The organism is Streptomyces sp. NPDC056480, assembly GCF_042795405.1.
GTDB lineage: Bacteria > Actinomycetota > Actinomycetes > Streptomycetales > Streptomycetaceae > Streptomyces.
Window position 1 is genome coordinate 1 of record NZ_JBHTSA010000074.1, and the last position, 18,286, is coordinate 18,286.

Consider the following 18,286-nt stretch of genomic DNA (forward strand, 5'->3'; position numbering starts at 1 on the left):
GGCCGGGACCGTTCACACTGTCCCGGCCGCCTCCCGCTCCGCCGCTTCCTGCTGAGCCGCTTCCTGCTGGGCCTTGCGGCGCAGCGAGTCCTCGTCGGTCTCGGAGTCGTACGTGAGGAGCTTCGGCAGCGCCAGGCAGAGCAGGCCCACCGAGGCGACGCAGGCCACGCCGCCCGTCCAGACGGCCGACCGGGTGCCGGTCCAGCCCGCCATCGCGCCCGCCCTGACCTGGCCCAGCTGCGGGCCGACGCTGTACGAGAGCACCTCGATGCCCGCGAGCCGGCCGCGCAGCTCCTCCGGGATCGTCTGGTTCCAGATCGTCGCCCGGCCCAGGCCGCTCAGCATGTCGCCGGCCCCGGCGAAGGCCAGGCAGAGCAGGACCAGCCAGATGTTCCCGAACCAGCCCGCCGCCGCGATCGCCAGACCCCAGCCGGCGGCGCCCGCGACCACGAGCAGCCCGTGCCGGCGCACCTTCGACGTCCAGCCGCTGGTCAGCCCCAGCACCAGCGAGCCGACCGAACCCGCCGCGTACATCAGGCCGAGCGACCAGTCCGCGTCCAGCTCGTCCGCGAGGAACGGGAAGATCGTGTTCGGGAAGGCGAAGAACATCGCCGCGAGGTCGACCGCGTACGTGCCGAGCAGCACCGGCCTCGACCAGGCGTACCGCGCGCCCTCCGCGATGCCCCGCAGCGAGGGCTTCTCCGCGTCGTGCGCGGGCGGCGCGGGCGAGAGCCGGCGGCACAGCACCACCGAGGCGGCGAATCCGACGATGGTCACCCCGTACGCGGGCGCGTGACCCGCGTACGCCACGACCAGGCCCGCGAGCGCCGGGCCCGCGATCGAGCCCATCTGCCAGCGCAGCGAGTTCAGCGCGGCCGCCGCGGTCTGGTGCTCGTGCGGCACGATCCGGGCCAGGAGCGAGTCCAGGGCCGGCCGCTGGAGCCCCGCGAGCGCCGAGACACCGGCCGCGACCACGTACAGCGGCCAGAGCATCGGGGTCGGAAGCAGCGAGTTGACGAGCAGGAGCCCGGCGAGCAGGCCGAGACCCGCCTCGGTCAGGAGGATCACCTTCCGCCGGTCGACGGCGTCGGCGAGCGCCCCGCCGTACAGGCCGAACACCACCAGCGGCACCAGCTCGACCGCGCCCATCGCGCCGACGGCGAGCGGCGAGCCCGTGAGCTCCTTGATCTGCAGCGGCAGGGCGATCATCGCCATCGCGCTGCTGAAGTACGTGACGAGCCCCTGCACCCAGAGCAGCCGGAAGTCCCGGGACGCGCGCCACGGCGCCAGATCGGGCAGGAGCGCGGAGAGCTTCGCGAAGGCAGGGGACACGAGAGGCCATGCTGCGGTGACGAACCGGACGAGGCAAACGATTTTCCCGCTCGCGCACCGGCCGGCGGCGACCGCACCGGCCGGCGGCGACCGCTCCGGGCGGACCGGCCTCCGCCTACCAGCGCGCCGGCGGCGGCGCCGTCAGCCGGTCCGCGAGGTCGGAGAGCCGGTCGCGGAAGCGGCGGTGCCCCCGCGGTGACGGCAGGCTGTTCTCGCCGGCCGCCGCGCTCACCAGATGCTGCACCGTGTCCAGATCGACCTCCGCACCCTCCGCCACCGTGAGCGTCTCGTGCGCCAGCCCGCGCACCTCCTCGTCGCCCCCGTCGAGCGACAGCACCGTCGCCCCCGCCCGCCGGGCGTCGTGCACCCGCTGCAACAGGCCCGCGTCCGGCCGCTCCGGCGCCACCAGCAGCAGCGTCGCCCCCCGCCCCGCCAGCTCCAGCCGGCCGAGGCCCACCGCGAGATGCGCCGGATCGCCCGGCCGCACCCGGTGCCGTACCAGCGTCGGCGCCAGCTCGGGGATCCCCGACCAGGCCGACTCGTCGACCAGGTGCGCCGCCAGGTGCCAGGGCTCGTACTCCTCCGTGCCGACCAGGAGCAGCCCGCCCCGGTGCGGCACCACCGAAGACCTCAGCGCGCCCGCGAACCGGCGGGCCGCCCGCGGCCACTCCGTCCCGGCGAGCACTTCCCGCAGCAACGCGACCCGTACGGCATCCATGGCCCCGCATCCTGCACCAGACGGAGGGCTTCGCGTGGCCGGTCGTGGTCGTTCCACCCGTACGGGAGCCGCCCCGGCGGAGCCGACCGCTCGGTAGTGTCGGGTCCATGACTTCCTCGACTCCCAGCACCCCCGCCGCCAAGGCCGCCCCCAAGGACCCGTGGGACCTCCCCGACGTCTCCGGACTCGTCGTCGGCGTCCTCGGCGGCACCGGCGACCAGGGCCGCGGCCTCGCCTACCGGCTCGCCAAGGCCGGACAGAAGGTGATCATCGGCTCCCGCGCCGCCGACCGCGCCCAGGAGGCCGCCGGTGAGATCGGCCACGGCGTCGAGGGCGCCGACAACGCCGACTGCGCCCGCCGCAGCGACATCGTGATCGTCGCCGTGCCGTGGGACGGCCACGCCAAGACCCTGGAGTCCCTGCGCGAGGAGCTCGTGGGCAAGCTCGTCGTGGACTGCGTCAACCCGCTCGGCTTCGACAAGAAGGGCGCCTACGCGCTCAAGCCCGAGGAGGGCTCCGCCGCCGAGCAGGCCGCCGCGCTCCTCCCGGACTCCCGCGTCGCCGCCGCCTTCCACCACCTCTCCGCCGTCCTCCTCCAGGACACCTCCCTGGAGGAGATCGACACGGACGTGATGGTCCTCGGTGAGGAGCGCGCCGACGTAGAGCTCGTCCAGGCCCTCGCCGGCCGCATCCCCGGCATGCGCGGCGTCTTCGCCGGCCGGCTGCGCAACGCCCACCAGGTCGAGTCGCTCGTCGCCAACCTGATCTCGGTCAACCGCCGCTACAAGGCCCACGCCGGGCTGCGCGTCACCGACATCTGAGCCGCTTCCGGGCAGCACGCCCGAGCCGGTCCGGGCCGGACGGCGGGCATGGGGGACACTGGACGGGCACAGCAGCCGTACCCGGACAGGAGCCGACCCCCATGCCCCGCCTCGCCCTCTTCGCCCTCGTGGTCTGCGCCCTGGCCGTCGCCGCGGCCGTCGTCTCCTTCGTCGAGGGCAGCTTCCTCGGCGTCGTCTGGATCCTGATCGCCGGCCTGTCCTCCAACATGGCCTGGTACTACCTCCGCCGCGCGAAGGTCGAGAAGGCCGCGAACGCCGAGGCCTAGACCCGCCCCGGAGGCCGGACCGGCCCCCGGGCGCTCACCGGCCCCCGGGCGCTCACCGGCCGCCGCCTCAGACCTGGCAGATCTCCGGCGCCTCCTGCCAGAAGCGGAACAGCTGCGAGCCGCAGTAGCGGGACAGCTCCGGCACCCCGAGCGAGCGCATCAGCGCGTCGATCGCGTCGAAGAAGCCGTCGTTGACCGCCGGCACGAACAGCAGCGCGATCACGATGAAGAAGCCGTACGGCGCGTACGGCTCGATCTGCCGCTTCACCTTGTACGACAGCCAGGGCTCGACGATCCCGTACCCGTCGAGGCCCGGCACCGGCAGCAGGTTCAGAAGCGCCGCGGTCACCTGGAGGAACGCCAGGAAGGCCAGCGCGAACTGGAACGCGAGCGGGACGCCGTCGAGCGCGTCCAGCCAGAACGGGGCCGTGCAGACGAGCGCGAACAGCACGTTCGCGAGCGGACCCGCCGCCGAGATCAGGCTGTGCTTCCAGCGGCCCTTGATCCGGCCCTGCTCGATGAAGACCGCGCCGCCCGGCAGACCGATCCCGCCCATGATCACGAACAGCACGGGCAGGACGACGCTGAGGACGGCGTGGGTGTACGCCAGCGGGTTCAGGGTCAGATAGCCCTTCGCCCCCACCGTGATGTCACCGCCGTGCAGGGCCGTACGGGCGTGCGCGTACTCGTGGAGACAGAGCGACACCACCCACGCCGAGGTCACGAAGAGGAAGATCGCCAGACCGGGCAGGGCGGCGAAGTCCGTCCACACCGCCCAGCCCGTGACGGCCATGACGGCGAGGATCGCCAGGAAGACGGGGCTGATCCGCCGCTCGTGGCGCCGGGTGGTGGCCGTGGTCATCGCTGAAGCTCCCAGGGGACGGAGGTGGCGTCGTTCGGTGCCTGATGTGCGGGAAACGTATCGGGTGACGGGGCGAGTTCCGGAGTCGGGGACCCTCTCACGGAGAATGGGCCCGTGCACTACTCCGTCCTCGGCCCGACCCTCGCCCGCACACCCGACGGCACCGACGTGGCCGTCGGCGGCCCCCGGGTCCGCGCCCTGCTCACCGTCCTCGCACTGCGGGCCGGCCGGACCGTGCCCGTACCGGACCTCGTCGACGAGGTGTGGCACGGCGACGAACCGCCCGCCGACGCCGTCGCCGCGCTCCAGGCCCTCGTCGGACGGCTCCGCAAGGCCCTCGGCCGGGACCGGATCGTCTCCGCCGAGGGCGGCTACCGGCTCGACGCCCGGCCCGAGGACGTGGACGCCCGCCGCTTCGAGCACCTGGCCGTCGAGGGCGTCGCCGCGCTCGGCGGCGGGGACCCGGCCCGTGCCGCCGCCCTCCTCGACGAGGCCCTCGGGCTCTGGCGCGGGCCCGCCCTCGCCGACCTGCCCGACCGGGACGCGGAGGCCCCCCGCTGGGAGGCCCGTCGCCTCGACGTCCGCCGGGCCAGGCTGGACGCCGCCCTCGGGCTCGGCGAGGCGCCCGCGGCCCTCCCCGAACTGACCGCCCTCTGCGCCGCCCACCCCCTGGACGAGACCCTGCAGGCGCTGCGGATCCGGGCCCTGCGGGACACCGGGCGCGCGGCCGAGGCCCTCGCCGCGTACGAGTCGGTCCGGCGCGCCCTCGCCAACCGCCTCGGCACGGACCCGTCACCGGCCCTGCGCGCCCTCCACGCGGAGCTGCTGACCCAGGGGCCCAGGGCGGAGCCGAGGCGCGGGCCGAAGCCCGAGCCGGACCGCGCGCCCGCCACCTCCCCCGGCAACCTGCGCGCCCGGCTCACCAGCTTCGTCGGCCGGGACGAGGAGATCGCCGCCCTCCGCAGGGACCTGAAGGACGCCCGGCTCGTCACCCTGCTCGGCCCCGGCGGCGCAGGGAAGACCCGGCTCTCGCAGGAGGCCGCCGAGCGCGGGGCCGCCGGCGGGGCCTGGCCGGACGGCGTCTGGGTCGCCGAACTCGCCCCCGTCACCGACCCCGAGGCCGTCCCCGAGGCGGTCCTCGCGGCCGTCGGCGCCCGCGAGACCGTCCTGCGGGGCGCGGGTGCCGAGGAGCTCCGGGCCGGCGACGACCCGCTCGGCCGGCTCGTCGAGCACTGCGCGGGCCGCCGGATGCTGGTGCTCCTCGACAACTGCGAGCACGTCGTGACCGCCGCCGCCGAACTGGCCGAGACCCTGCTCGCCCGCTGCCCGGGACTCCGGGTCCTCGCGACGAGCCGGGAGCCGCTGGGGGTGCCGGGTGAGCTGGTACGGCCGTTGGCCCCGCTGCCGGTGGGCACGGCGATGCGCCTGTTGGACGAGCGGGGCGCGGCGGCGCGGCCGGGGTTCACCGTGGGCGAGGACCCCGAGGCGGCGGAGGAGATCTGCCGCCGTCTCGACGGCCTGCCGCTGGCGATCGAACTGGCCGCGGCCCGGCTGCGGATGCTGACGTCGCGGCAGATCGCGGACCGGCTCGACGACCGGTTCCGGCTGCTGACGACGGGGGCCCGGACCGTGCTGCCGCGACAGCAGACGCTGCGGGCGGTGGTGGACTGGTCGTGGGACCTGCTCGACGGGGTGGAGCGCGCGGTGCTGCGACGGCTCGCGGTCTTCACGGGCGGCTGTGATCTGGCGGCGGCCGAGGCGGTCTGCACGGACGACGAGACCGGCGAGGCGCTCGACGTACTGGATCTGCTGGGGGCGCTCGTCGACAAGTCGCTCGTGGTGGCCGGCCCGGGGGACGAGGGGATGCGCTTCCGTCTCCTGGAGACCGTGGCGGAGTACGCGGGGGAGCGGCTCGACGAGGCCGGTGAACGGGCGGCGGTCGAGCGGCGCCATCTGACGTACTACCGCGAGCTGGCCCGCCGTACCGATCCCGAGCTGCGCGGATCGGGCCAGGTCGCCGCCATCGCCTGCTTCGGGCGCGAGTACGGCAACATCCGGACCGCCCTGCGCCGGGCCGTCGACGCCCACGAGGAGGACGAGGCCCTCGTCCTCGTCCACTCCCTGCTCTGGTACTGGCAGATGCGCGACCTGCGGACCGACGCCCTGCACTGGGCGAGGGCGGCCGCGGCCCTCGGACCCGACCCCTTCACCCCGCCCGCCGCCCCCGTCGTACCCCTGCACGAGCCGTGCACGGCGACGCCGCCGCCGCTCTCGGAGGAGCAGCGCTGGGAGGCCCGGCGCGGGGTACGGCTCGTCGAACTCCTCAACATGGACCACGACACCGGGCGGTGGACCCGCCCCGACGGGGTGCACCGGCTCCGTGAGATGACCGGCGTCTACACGCCGGGTCTGCCCCAGACCTGCCGGCTGCCCGGCTCCTTCGCCGTCTTCGCGGTCCTCATCATCGGAGAGGCGGGCCGACTGCGCGAGCTCCTCGACGCGACCGTCGACGCCTGCCGCCGCCACGGCTACACCTGGGAACTCGGCAACGCGCTCCAGATGCGCGCCAACATGTCCGCCAACCGGTCCGACATGGCCCGCGGCGCGAGCGTGGACGCCGACGAGAGCCTGGAGATCTTCGAACGGCTCGGCGACGCCTGGGGAGCGGCCGAGGCGCTGTCCTCCCGCGCGGAGTCCCGCGAGCGCCGGCTCGAGTTCGAGGGCGCGGCCGCGGACTACGTCGCCGCCATCGGCTACGCGGAACGGATCGGTGCCCAGTCGCAGATGGCGCTGCTGCGGGCCCGGTACGCCAGTGTCCTCGTCGAGACCGGGCGGTTGGAGGAGGGCGAGGCGATCCTCCGCGAGATCGTCGAGGGGGGCACCAGCCTGGGGCACGAACCGCTGCTCGGCGCCCGGCTGTTCCTCGGTCTCGCGCTCGGCCGCAGCGGGCGCTTCGACGAGGCCCGGGAGCAGCTGAACGAGCTGCGGAAGGAGTTCAGCTCCGAGACGCTCTCGCTCTTCGAGGGCTTCGCCATCGGCAGCCTGGGCTGGCTCGATGTGGTCGAGGAGCGGTACGCGTCCGGGTTCGCCCTGGTCAAGGAGGCGTACGAGCGCTCCATGGGCGATCTTTCGCTGATGGTGGCGCCGCAGATGCCCTCGGTGCACCTGGCCGTCGCGGCCTGGGCCCTCGTGGGTCTCGGCGGGCCGGTGGCGCGGATCGGCGGGGTGCTGCTCGGGGCGGCGGAGGGCCTGCGGCCGGCGGGGCACCTGTCGCTGTCGCTCGAAGTGGACAACCTGCGGCGGGCGACGGAGCTGGCCCGGTCCGTGCTCGGCGAGGACGCGTTCGGCGCGGCACACGCGGAAGGCGACGGCCTCTCCTTGGAAGAGGCCGCCGCCCTGCTCGGTCGCGCCGCCGACGCGATCAGTGAGCGCGCCGAGTCCTGAACCCCCGTGGTGGACTCAGGTCTTCTTGCGGAACTTGGTCACCGCCAGGGGCGCCGTGACGACCGTGATCACGAGGGCCCAGCCGAGGGTCATCCACACCGAGTGGGCGACCGGGCCGCCGTTGATCAGGTTGCGGGCGGCGTCGGCGAGGTTGGACAGCGGGTTGTAGTCGGTGAAGGTCTCGAGCCAGCCCGGCATCGAGGTCGTCGGGGCGAAGATCGAGGAGCCGAACTGCAGCGGCATCAGGACCAGCATCGCCATGCCCTGGACGGCCTGGGCGGTCTTCAGGGTCAGCCCGAGCAGGATGAAGATCCACATCAGTGATGCCCCGAAGACCATCGAGAGGCCGATGGCGGCGAAGAGGTGCAGCACCGAGGTGTGGATCTCCAGGCCGAGCAGGAAGCCCATGCTGAGCAGGATCGCGGTGGCGATCAGCATCCGGCCGACCTCGACGACGATCTTCGCGATGAGGACGGAGGACCGGGCGATCGGCATCGTCCGGAACCGGTCCATGACCCCCTTCTTGAAGTCGTCGTTGATGCCCACGCCGACGGCCATCGCGATGTTCATGCCCATCATCGCCATCAGGCCGGGCGTCACGTAGTTGACGTAGACGTCGTTGTTGCCCTTGCCGGCGATCGCGCCGCCGAAGACGTACACGAAGAGCAGGATGAAGATGATCGGCATCAGGACGGCGTCGAACATCGACTCCGGGTCCTGCTTGATCTGGAGCGCGTTGCGGCGGGCCAGCGCGCCGATGTGGCGGAGGTTGGCGCGGAGACCGATCCGGCCCTCGGCGACGGGCGCGCGCCGCGCGGCAGCCGGACTCGGGGATCCGACGGGGGACTTGGTGACCGTGGTCGTGCTCATGCGGCGACCTCCTCGTTGATCTCGTCGGAAACGCTGGTCTTCTGGCCGGTGATGGCCAGGAACACCTCGTCCAGGCTGGGCAGATGGGTGCCGATGTGCGCGATGCCGAAGCCGCGGGCGCCGAGCAGCGCCACGACGGCGGTCAGCTGCTGGTCGGTGAGGATCGGCACGTACAGCGCGCCCTCGTCGGGCACGACGGTCGATCCGGCGATCCCGTCGAGGCCGGTCTCGCGGAGCGCGGCGGCCATCGCGGGCAGGTGGCCAGGGTCCACCGGGCGGATCTTCAGGGTCCGGCCGCCGACCTTGGCCTTGAGCTCGTCGACGCCGCCCTGGGCGATGACCTTGCCCTTGTCGATGACGGTCAGCTCGTTCGCGAGCTGCTCCGCCTCCTCCATGTACTGGGTGGTGAGGAGGACGGTGACGCCCTCCGAGACCATCCGCTGGACCTCGTCCCACACCTCGTTGCGGGTGCGGGGGTCGAGACCGGTGGTCGGCTCGTCCAGGTAGAGGACGGCGGGCTGGCCGATCATCGAGGCGGCGAGGTCGAGCCGGCGCCGCATGCCGCCCGAGTAGTTCATGGCGGGCCGCTTGGCGGCGTCGGTGAGGGAGAAGCGCTCCAGCATCTCGTCGGCCCGGCGGCGGGCGTCGGCGCGGGAGAGGTCGAGCAGCCGCCCGATCATGTACAGGTTCTCCCAGCCGGACAGCTTCTCGTCGACCGAGGCGTACTGACCGGTGAGCCCTATGGTGCGGCGCAGCTGGCGGGGGTGCTTCACCACGTCGTACCCGGCGACGGTGGCGGTCCCGGCGTCCGGGACGAGGAGGGTGGAGAGGCAGCGGACGAGGGTGGTCTTCCCGGCGCCGTTCGGGCCGAGCACGCCGAGGACGGTGCCCTCCCGTACGTCCAGGTCGACCCCGTCGAGGGCCTTGGTGTCGCCGAAGTGCTTCACGAGGCCCCGGACCTCGACGGCGTTGGTGTGTGATCGCGTCATGGCCCCTACTAGACCAGGGGCCACCGACAATCCTCCGACAGACGACCGACAGCCCGCCGATGGGGGATGTCGGCGGGCTGTCGGGTGGTGCCGCAGTGGCTGTGTGGGCCTGTCGCGGAACTAGTGGAAGGTGTGCTCCTCGGCGGGGAACGCCCCGCCGCTGACGTCCTCGGCGAAGGCGCGCGCGGCGTCGCCGAGCGTCTCGCGGAGGTTGGCGTACTGCTTGGTGAAGCGCGGGACCTTGCCGCCCGTCAGACCGGCCATGTCGGTCCAGACGAGCACCTGGGCGTCGGTGCCGGCGCCCGCGCCGATCCCGATGGTCGGGATGTGCAGCGAGCGGGTGACCTCGGCGGCCAGCTCGGCCGGCACGAGCTCCAGGACGACCGCGAACGCGCCCGCGTCCTGCGCCGCCTTCGCGTCGCGGAGCAGCTTGTGCGCGGCCTCGTCGGAGCGGCCCTGCACCCGGTAGCCCATGGTGTTCACGGACTGCGGGGTGAGGCCCAGGTGGGACATGACGGGGATGCCGGCCTGGACGAGCAGCTCGGTCTGGGGCAGCGAGCGCTCGCCGCCCTCCAGCTTGATCGCACCGACGCCCGCGTCCTTGACCAGCCGGGTGGCGTTGCGCAGGGCCTGGACCGGCCCTTCCTGGTACGAACCGAAGGGGAGGTCGCCGACGACGAGGGCGCGCTTCGTGCCCCGGACGACGGCGGCGGAGAGCAGCGTCATCTCGTCCATCGTGACGGGCACGGTGGTGTCGTAGCCGAGGTGACAGTTGCCCATGGAGTCGCCGACGAGGATCACCGGGATGCCGGCCTCGTCGAAGACGGACGCGGTCATCGCGTCGTAGGCGGTGAGCATGGGCCACTTCTCGCCGCGGGTCTTGGCGGCGGCGATGTCGTGGACGGTGATGCGGCGCGTGCCCGTGCCGCCGTACAGCGCCTTGCTGCTGTCGGCGGGCGGTTTCTGGGCAGCCTGAAGCGTCATGGTGCACGGCTCCTTGTGTCATCTCGAGGCGCCCTGACGGCGTCCCCGGACCACATCCATGGTGGCACTTCGCCGGGCGGGCGGGGAAGTGGGCCGGAGTGGCGCTGTTCACACCGGCGCGCCGGAGCGGGCGCGCCGCGCGCCGTGACGGCGTTCACACGCCCGCAACGTAAAGGCTCGGTCAGGAATTTCGATACGAGACGGTCTCGTATCGAAATGCCTCTAGGGTGGTGGGCATGTCACAGCCGTCCTCCGCATCCGACGCACCCGCCGTGCCCCCCGGAGCCTCCGGACCCCGGGTCCCCGAAGCCGTCCACCGGCGCCGCTGGGCCGTCCTCGGCGTCCTGATGCTCAGCCTGCTGATCGTCGTCCTCGACAACTCGATCCTGAACGTCGCCGTCAAGACGATCGCCGCCCCCGCGCCCACCGGCATCGGCGCCACCCAGAGCGAGCTGGAGTGGGCGATCAACTCCTACACGCTCGTCTTCGCCGGGCTCCTCTTCACCTCCGGCCTGCTCGGCGACCGCCTCGGCCGCAAGAAGGTGCTGCTCTTCGGCATCACCGTCTTCGGCATCGGATCCGCTCTCGCCGCCCTCTCCGGCTCCCCGGGCGAGCTCATCGCCTTCCGGGCCGTCATGGGACTCGGCGCCGCCTTCGTCATGCCCGCGACGCTCGCCGTCCTCATGAACGTCTTCGAGCGCGAGGAGCAGCCCAAGGCCATCGGCATCTGGGCCGGCGGCGTCGGCCTCGCCATCGCGATCGGCCCGATCACCGGCGGCATCCTGCTCGAACACTTCTGGTGGGGATCGATCTTCCTCATCAACGTGCCCGTCGTGCTGATCGCCCTCGCCCTGATGACGTGGCTGGTTCCCGACTCGCGCGACCCCAGGCCCGGCCGGATCGACATCCCCGGCGTGCTGCTCTCCGTCGTCGGACTCGTCCTCCTCGTCTACGGGATCATCCGCGGCGGCGAACTGGCCGACTTCACCGACGTCACCGTCCTCGCCCCGGTCCTCGGCGGCCTCGCCGTCCTGGTCCTCTTCGTCCTCCACGAGCGGCGCAGCGACCACCCGGCGATCGACATGACCTACTTCAAGAGGCCCGCGTTCTCGGCCGCCGTCGCCGCGATCGCGCTCGTCTTCTTCGCCCTCATGGGCGTGACCTTCTTCTCCGCCTTCTACCTGCAGAGCGTCCGCGGGTACAGCGCCCTGCAGTCCGGGCTGCTCATCCTGCCGCTGGCCGTCGCCCAGATGGTGTTCGCGCCCCGCGCGCGGCTCGTCGTCGAACGCTTCGGCGCCAAGGCCGTCTGCACCGCCGGCATGCTGCTGGTCGCCCTCGGCCTCGCGGCCTTCGCCTTCTTCGACGCCTCGACCCCGGTCTGGGTCATGGAGGTCGTCTTCTTCGTCCAGGGCGCGGGAATGGCGCACATCATGCCGCCGGTCACGGTCGCGATCATGCAGGCGCTGCCGCGTGAGAAGGCGGGCTCCGGCTCGGCGATCAACAACACCTTCCGGCAGGTCGGCGGTGCGCTCGGCGTCGCCGTCCTCGGCTCGCTGCTCTCCTCCACGTACCGCGGCGAGATCGAGGGGCACCTCGGCGGGGTCCCGGAGGCCCTGCGTGCCACGGCGGGCGAGTCCGTCGAGGCGACGCTCGCGGTCGCCGAGAAGCTCGGCCCGGCGGGCCGAGACCTGGTGGCCCCGGCGTACGACGCCTTCCTGGACGCCATGCACGTCACCGCGCTCGCCTCGGCGGTGATCGGCCTGATCGGCGCGGTGGTGGTCGCGGTCTTCCTGCCGGGCCGTACGCCGACGGGCACCGCGGGCGTCCCCGGCCAAGGCGCCGCCGGACCGGGCGTTCCCGGACCGGGTGCCGCCGGACCGGGTGCCCCCGGCCGAGGTGCCGCGGGACCGGGCGTCCCCGGCCAGGGCGTCCCCGGACCGGGCGGGACGGGTCCGGGCGAGGCGGGACCGGGCGCCGCGGCGCCCGGAACCGGCCCCGAGGATGACGCCCGGCGGGGCTCGGTGCCGGGCCCGGCCTCCGAGGCGGGAGAATCGGCCCGACGGTAGGACACCGGGTGCCGAAGGCGCCGGTGGTGTCCGAGGGTCCGAACGAGAGGTGGAGCGCACGTGTCGCGGCAGGACGGCGGGACCCCGGGAACCCCGGAAACCCACGACGACGGGACCGCGAACGGCGCCGCCACCGGTGCCGCGCCCGGCGCCCGGCGGGGCCGGCCCCGGAGCGAGGGCGTCGAGCGGGCCGTCTTCGACGCGGTCGTCGGGCTCCTGGACGAGGGCGTCCCGCTCGCCGAGCTGTCCATCGAGCGGATCGCCCGCACCGCCGGCGTCGGCAAGGCCACCATCTACCGCCGCTGGACCGGCAAGGAGGAGCTGTTCGTCGAGCTGCTCCGCTCCGTGGAACCCCCGGACCCGGTGCTCTCCGGCACCTCGGTCCGGGGCGACCTGGTCGTCCTCCTGGAGTCGCTGCGCGAACGCGGCGTCGCCAAGCGGACCTCCAGCCTGCTCCACAACGTGTTCGCGCAGATGCAGCTGTACCCCCGGCTGTGGGAGGTCTACCACCACACCGTCATCGAACCGCGCCGCCGCCTCAGTCTGGACACCGTCCGGCGCGGGATGGAGCAGGGGGAGATCCGCGACGACCTCGACATCGAGTTCGTCACCGACCTCCTCACGGGCCCGCTGCTCCTGCGCACCGTCATCCGCCCCGGCGCCTCCCTGGAACCCGGCCTCGCCGAGCGGGTCGTCGACACCGTGATGGAGGGCCTGCGGCCCCGGGACTGACCACCGCCCGGGACGGCAAGTCCGGACCCGGCCGAATGTGCGCGTTCTGTCACAGCCCGCCCCAGGGTGCCACCTGCAGGAACCCGCCACGCCCCGGCTGTCGTCCCACCGGACGTACGACGACCCCGTCATCCCCTAGTGTCGACGTCGGGTCACGGAGCAAGACAGCTATACGGCAAGACGGCACGGCAGCAAGGCAGTGAGGACGGGCGATGGCGCGGGTGGACATGACGGAGACCGAGCAGGGCGGCGCGGGGAACGGGCCGACGACCTCCTCCCGCTTCCGGACCGCCCTCGGCGGACTCCGCCGCGACCCCGGGATCTGGCGCCGCGGCATCCTGCTCGCGCTCTTCGCGGTGGCCCTCACCCTGCTGATGGTCCTCCACGCCGACATCCCCAACCGGATCGGCAACCTCGGCAGCCTCACCGAGACCTTCCTGCCCTGGCTCGGCCTCTTCGTCCCCCTCCTCCTCGTCCTCGCCCTGCTGCGCCGCTCCGCCACCGCACTGATCGCCCTGGTGCTGCCGGCCGTGGTGTGGCTGAACCTGTTCGGCGGCCTCGTCGCCGACAAGTCCGTGGCCGGCGGCGACCTGACCGTCGCGACCCACAACGTGAACGCCGACAACCCGGACCCCGCCGGCACCGCCGAGCAGCTCGCCGCGTCCGGCGCCGACGTCCTCGCCCTGGAGGAACTGAAGGGCGACATGGTCCCGGCGTACGAGAAGGGCCTCGCGAAGGCCTACCCGTACCACTCCGTCCAGGGCACCGTCGGGCTCTGGAGCAAGCTGCCCCTGCGCGACCCGCAGCCCGTCGACATCCGGATGGGCTGGACCCGCGCCATGCGCGCCGACGTCGTGACCCCCCAGGGCGAGATCGCCGTGTACGTCGCCCACCTGCCGTCCGTCCGGGTCAAGCTGAACGCGGGCTTCACCGCCAACCAGCGCGACGACAGCGCGAACGCCCTCGGCGAGGCCATCTCCCGCGACCGCCACGAGCGGATCGTCCTCCTCGGCGACCTCAACGGCACCATGAACGACCGCGCGCTCAACGGCATCACCTCCCAGCTCCGCTCCACCCAGGGCGCGGCGGGCGACGGCTTCGGCTTCAGCTGGCCCGCCTCGTTCCCGATGGCCCGTATCGACCAGATCCTGGTCAAGGGCGTCGAGCCGATGTCGTCCTGGGCCCTCCCGGAGACGAAGAGCGACCACCTTCCGGTCGCGGCCCGCGTGAAGTTCTGACGACGTGCGGCCCGCGTCCCGCGCCGACGGCGCGGGCGCCACGCGGCAGACGCGTGTGTCACGTAGCACACGGGTCGAAACCTCCTCTTCACTCCCCGGAAGCCGTCGGGAAGAAAACATCTGAGAGCCTTTGTTCCGTTGAAGAACTATCTTCCGGAAAGGCCCTCCCCATGCCCCTGGCGCTGCTCGCGCTCGCCGTCTCCGCCTTCGGCATCGGCACCACCGAATTCGTGATGATGGGCCTGCTCCCGCAGGTCGCCGACGACCTCGGCACCTCCGTCCCCACCGCCGGGTACCTCGTCTCGGCGTACGCGATCGGCGTCGTCCTCGGCGCCCCGCTCCTCACCGCCCTCGGCTCCCGCGTCCCGCGCAAGCGGATGCTGCTCCTGCTCATGGCCCTCTTCACCGTCGGCAACCTGGCCTCCGCGCTCGCCCCCGGCTTCGGCTGGCTGATCGCCGGCCGGGTGCTCGCCGGGCTCCCGCACGGCGCGTTCTTCGGGCTCGGCGCGGTCGTCGCCGCCCGGCTCGTGCGCGAGGGCCGCCAGGCACGGGCGGTGGCCACCATGTTCCTCGGCCTGACCGTCGCCAACATCCTCGGCGTACCCGCCGCGACCCTGCTCGGACAGCACCTCGGCTGGCGGGCCACCTTCCTCGTCGTCTCCGTCATCGGCCTGCTCGCCATGGCCGCGCTCGCCCGTCTCGTGCCGCACGTCCCCGTGGACGAGCGGCAGAGCCTGGGCCGCGAGGTGCGCGCGCTCCGCCGCCCGCAGGTGCTGCTCGGTCTGCTCACCGCCGTCTTCGGCTTCGCGGGGGTCTTCGCCGTCTACTCCTACCTCGCCTCGATGACCACCGAGGTGATGGGCTTCGGCGACTCGACCGTCACCGTCGTCCTCGCCCTCTTCGGCCTCGGCATGACCGGCGGGGCGCTCGCCGCCGGCCCGCTGACCGACCGGGCGCTCCGCCCGACGCTGTACGGCTCGCTCGCCGCCCTCGTCCTCGCCCTGGTCGCCTTCCGCTTCACGATCCATGTGCCCTGGCTGGCCCTGGTCACGGTCGTGGTGCTCGGCGCCGTCGGCTTCATGACCACCACCCCGCTCCAGATGCTGGTCATGAACAAGGCCAAGGACGCCCCGACGCTCGCCTCCGCCTCCAACCACTCCGCCTTCAACCTCGCCAACGCCGGCGGCGCCTGGGCGGGCGGCGCCGCTGTCGCCGCCGGCTGGGGCTGGACCTCGCCGACCCTGGTCGGCGCGGTCCTCACGGTGGTGGGCCTGGCGATCGCGGCGGTGGCGGGCCTCCTCGACCGCGACCGGGGTACGACGGAGGGGGCCTCGCGCGTCGTCGCGCAGAGCCCCCTCGCCGAAGCTTCCCCCGCTGCCGGGCAGCAGGTCAGCTCGTCGTCTCCCGCCAGCGGTTCGTGATCGGCAGGCGCCGGTCCTTGCCGAAGCCCTTCGCCGAGATCTTGGTGCCCGGCGGGTACTGGCGCCGCTTGTACTCCGCCGTGTCCACCATCCGCAGCGTCCTCGTGACCAGCTCCTCGTCGAAGCCGGCGGCCACGATCTCGTCCCGGCCCCGGTCCTGGTCCACGTACAGGGCGAGGACCGCGTCCAGGGTGTCGTAGTCCGGCAGCGAGTCCGTGTCGACCTGCCCCGGGCGCAGCTCCGCGCTCGGCGGCTTGCTGATCGAGCTCTCCGGGATCGGCGGGGTCTGGCCGCGCTCCTCGGCCGCCCGGTTGCGCCAGCGCGCCAGCCGGAACACGGTCGACTTGTAGACGTCCTTGATGGGCCCGAACGCGCCGACGGAGTCGCCGTACAGCGTCGAGTAGCCCACCGCCAGCTCGGACTTGTTGCCCGGGGCGAGGACGATGTGGCCCTCCTGGTTGGAGAGCGCCATCAGGGTCGTTCCCCGCAGCCGCGACTGGAGGTTCTCCTCGGCGAGGCCGGTGAGGCCGAGCGCGCCCATGTACGCGTCGAACATCGGCTCGATCGACACCGTGCGGTAGTGGAGCCCGGTGCGGCGGGCCAGCTCGGCGGCGTCGCCGCGCGAGTGGTCGGAGGAGTACTTCGAGGGCATCGACACCCCGTACACGTTCTCCGAGCCGAGCGCGTCGCAGGCGATGGCGGCGACGAGCGCCGAGTCGATGCCCCCGGAGAGGCCGACGATCACCGAGCGGAAACCGTTCTTCGCGACATACGCCCGGACACCGATGACCAGCGCCGAGTACACCTCCTCGATGTCGTCCAGCCGGTGCGCGTAACCGCCCGTCAGCTCCGGCTCGTACGCCGGCAGAGGCTCCTCCGAGAGCACCACGCGGTCGATCGTCAGCCCGTCGTTCACCAGGCCCTCCGGCGCCTCGGCCTCGGCCGCCGGCAGCTCCAGGTCCAGGATCACGCTGCCCTCGACGAACTGCGGGGCCCGCGCGATCACTTCGCCGTCCGCGTCCACCACGATCGAGTCGCCGTCGAAGACCAGCTCGTCCTGACCGCCCGTGCTCGCCAGATACGCGGTCACGCACCCGGCCTCCCGGGCCCGCCTGCGGACCAGTTCGAGGCGCGTGTCGTCCTTGTCCCGCTCGTACGGCGAGGCGTTGACCGACAGCAGGAGCCCCGCCCCCGCGTGACGCGCCGCCGGGACCCGGCCGCCCTCCTGCCACAGGTCCTCGCAGATCGCCAGGGCCACGTCGACCCCGTGGACCGTGACGACCGGCAGGGTGTCGCCCTGGACGAAGTAGCGGTACTCGTCGAAGACGCCGTAGTTCGGCAGGTGGTGCTTGGCGAAGCGCAGCACCACCTCACCCCGGTGCAGCACGGCGGCGGCGTTCTCCGGCGAACCGGCCGGCCGGCCCAGCTTCGGCTCCGCCCGCTCGGAGCGGTCCAGGTAGCCGACGACGACCGCCACCTCCCCGAAGCCCTCGTCCGCGAGCCGGCGGGCGAGACCGCGCAGGGCCGTCCGCGAGGCCTCGACGAACGAGGAGCGCAGCGCGAGGTCCTCGACGGGGTATCCGGTCAGCGCCATCTCGGGGAACGCGACGAGATGCGCGCCCTGTCCGGCGGCGTGCCGGGTCCAGTGCACGATCGCCTCGGCGTTCCCGGCGATGTCTCCGACGGTCGAGTCGATCTGATTCAGGGCGAGGCGTAGTTGAGGCACCCGGCCAGTGTAATCGTCAGACCGACGCGATGTCCTGGGAAACGGGCCGTGACCCGTCCCTCCCACCCGGCGTGCGGCTCTGCCGCGCCCGATCGATCATGGCTTCCATGGCTCCCATGACGATCACTGACGCCCCGACAGAACCGGGCCCGATCCACCCCGGGCACCGGCAACCCTCCGGAACGCCGTAGCGTCAGACCCACTATGCCCGGAAACGTGACGCGAGCCTCGGCCGCCCTGCTGGCCCTCGGCGCGCTCGCGTACACCGCGTGGGTCCTCGAAGCCGTCCTGCGGACCGGGCTCGACCCGGTCCGGACGTACGTCTCCGAAATGGCGGCGTCCGACCAGCCGTTCGGCACCTTCTTCCGGGCGACCGACCTGGTGTCGGGGGCGCTGGTCCTGGCGGGGGCGGTGCTGGGCTGGGCGTGGACGCGGCGCCCGGGGCCGACGCGCCCGGGGCCGACGCGCCAGGAGCCGACGCGCCCGGGGCCGACGCGCCCGGAGCCGCCGCGCCAGGAGCCGACGCGCCAGGGGCCGAGGGGGCCCGGTCCCACGGGGACGCCGGAGGCAGGCCGGGCGGGGCCGCCGATGGCTGGTCCGACGGCTGGTCCCATAGACGGTCCGATGGCTGGTCCGAGGGACGGTCCGACGGCTGGTCCGACGGCCGGTCCGATGGCCGGCCCCACGGCCGGCCGGGCGGGGCCCCGGGGGTCAGGCCGGACCGGTGAACCATGGGCCCCGAAAGCCCGCCACGCGGCGGAGGGGCACCCGCGGGACTCGGCGGTCGGGCGGCCGG

Annotated in this window: 14 protein-coding genes and 1 pseudogene; 8 read left to right on the top strand and 7 right to left on the bottom strand. The window is 73.2% G+C overall.

What is annotated here, in order from left to right; all coding sequences use genetic code 11:
• Positions 1–12 precede the first annotated feature (12 nt).
• Positions 13–1,332: an MFS transporter gene (locus ACFQ79_RS27295; protein WP_383588240.1), complete on the bottom strand. Its 1,320-nt coding sequence runs from the start codon at positions 1,330–1,332 to the stop codon at positions 13–15.
• A 115-nt stretch (positions 1,333–1,447) separates the two neighbouring features.
• On the bottom strand, positions 1,448–2,050 hold the full coding sequence (locus ACFQ79_RS27300; protein WP_383588243.1) for a hypothetical protein: 603 nt from the start codon (positions 2,048–2,050) through the stop codon (positions 1,448–1,450).
• Positions 2,051–2,157: 107 nt separating this feature from the next.
• On the opposite strand from ACFQ79_RS27300, the gene npdG reads away from it, so the two are divergent.
• Positions 2,158–2,871 (top strand): NADPH-dependent F420 reductase, encoded by a 714-nt coding sequence (gene npdG / locus ACFQ79_RS27305; protein ID WP_383588246.1) that lies wholly within the window; start codon positions 2,158–2,160, stop codon positions 2,869–2,871.
• 101 nt (positions 2,872–2,972) lie between these two features.
• A complete protein-coding gene (locus tag ACFQ79_RS27310; RefSeq protein ID WP_383588248.1) occupies positions 2,973–3,158 on the top strand; it encodes a hypothetical protein in 186 nt (61 codons plus the stop codon).
• Positions 3,159–3,225: 67 nt separating this feature from the next.
• Here the strand turns inward: ACFQ79_RS27310 and ACFQ79_RS27315 are convergent, their stop codons facing one another.
• On the bottom strand, positions 3,226–4,020 hold the full coding sequence (locus tag ACFQ79_RS27315; protein WP_383588251.1) for a site-2 protease family protein: 795 nt from the start codon (positions 4,018–4,020) through the stop codon (positions 3,226–3,228).
• A 114-nt stretch (positions 4,021–4,134) separates the two neighbouring features.
• Between ACFQ79_RS27315 and ACFQ79_RS27320 the strand changes: the two genes are divergently transcribed.
• A complete protein-coding gene (locus ACFQ79_RS27320; protein ID WP_383588254.1) occupies positions 4,135–7,464 on the top strand; it encodes a BTAD domain-containing putative transcriptional regulator in 3,330 nt (1,109 codons plus the stop codon).
• Positions 7,465–7,479: 15 nt separating this feature from the next.
• Here ACFQ79_RS27320 and ACFQ79_RS27325 read toward each other — a convergent pair whose 3' ends face one another.
• The 3 genes from ACFQ79_RS27325 to panB form a co-directional block, all read right to left on the bottom strand.
• On the bottom strand, positions 7,480–8,334 hold the full coding sequence (locus ACFQ79_RS27325) for an ABC transporter permease (RefSeq protein ID WP_383588257.1): 855 nt from the start codon (positions 8,332–8,334) through the stop codon (positions 7,480–7,482).
• Positions 8,331–9,323 carry an ATP-binding cassette domain-containing protein gene (locus ACFQ79_RS27330; protein WP_383588260.1) on the bottom strand — a complete coding sequence of 331 codons (993 nt, stop codon included), beginning with the start codon at positions 9,321–9,323 and terminating at the stop codon, positions 8,331–8,333. The genes ACFQ79_RS27325 and ACFQ79_RS27330 overlap by 4 nt, the downstream gene beginning before the upstream one ends.
• Before the next feature lie 120 nt (positions 9,324–9,443).
• Positions 9,444–10,307, bottom strand: a complete 864-nt coding sequence (gene panB, locus ACFQ79_RS27335; protein WP_383588263.1) for a 3-methyl-2-oxobutanoate hydroxymethyltransferase — start codon at positions 10,305–10,307, stop codon at positions 9,444–9,446.
• 236 nt (positions 10,308–10,543) lie between these two features.
• Here panB and ACFQ79_RS27340 point away from each other — a divergent pair, with 236 nt between their 5' ends.
• The 4 genes from ACFQ79_RS27340 to ACFQ79_RS27355 all read left to right on the top strand — a co-directional run bounded on the left by ACFQ79_RS27340 (position 10,544) and on the right by ACFQ79_RS27355 (position 15,764).
• The gene (locus tag ACFQ79_RS27340; RefSeq protein ID WP_383588267.1) at positions 10,544–12,373 is read left to right on the top strand and encodes an MFS transporter; all 1,830 of its coding nucleotides are present in this window, start codon (positions 10,544–10,546) and stop codon (positions 12,371–12,373) included.
• Positions 12,374–12,433: 60 nt separating this feature from the next.
• Positions 12,434–13,105: a TetR/AcrR family transcriptional regulator gene (locus ACFQ79_RS27345; RefSeq protein ID WP_383588270.1), complete on the top strand. Its 672-nt coding sequence runs from the start codon at positions 12,434–12,436 to the stop codon at positions 13,103–13,105.
• 212 nt (positions 13,106–13,317) lie between these two features.
• Positions 13,318–14,343 carry an endonuclease/exonuclease/phosphatase family protein gene (locus tag ACFQ79_RS27350; protein WP_383588274.1) on the top strand — a complete coding sequence of 342 codons (1,026 nt, stop codon included), beginning with the start codon at positions 13,318–13,320 and terminating at the stop codon, positions 14,341–14,343.
• A gap of 170 nt (positions 14,344–14,513) precedes the next feature.
• Positions 14,514–15,764: an MFS transporter gene (locus ACFQ79_RS27355; RefSeq protein ID WP_383588277.1), complete on the top strand. Its 1,251-nt coding sequence runs from the start codon at positions 14,514–14,516 to the stop codon at positions 15,762–15,764.
• Here the strand turns inward: ACFQ79_RS27355 and ACFQ79_RS27360 are convergent.
• Positions 15,733–17,490, bottom strand: a complete 1,758-nt coding sequence (locus tag ACFQ79_RS27360) for an NAD+ synthase (RefSeq protein ID WP_383588280.1) — start codon at positions 17,488–17,490, stop codon at positions 15,733–15,735. The genes ACFQ79_RS27355 and ACFQ79_RS27360 overlap by 32 nt on opposite strands.
• Positions 17,491–17,694: 204 nt before the next feature.
• Between ACFQ79_RS27360 and ACFQ79_RS27365 the strand changes: the two are divergent.
• Positions 17,695–17,925, top strand: a pseudogene (locus ACFQ79_RS27365) (DUF998 domain-containing protein); the annotation flags it as partial.
• Positions 17,926–18,286 lie beyond the last annotated feature (361 nt).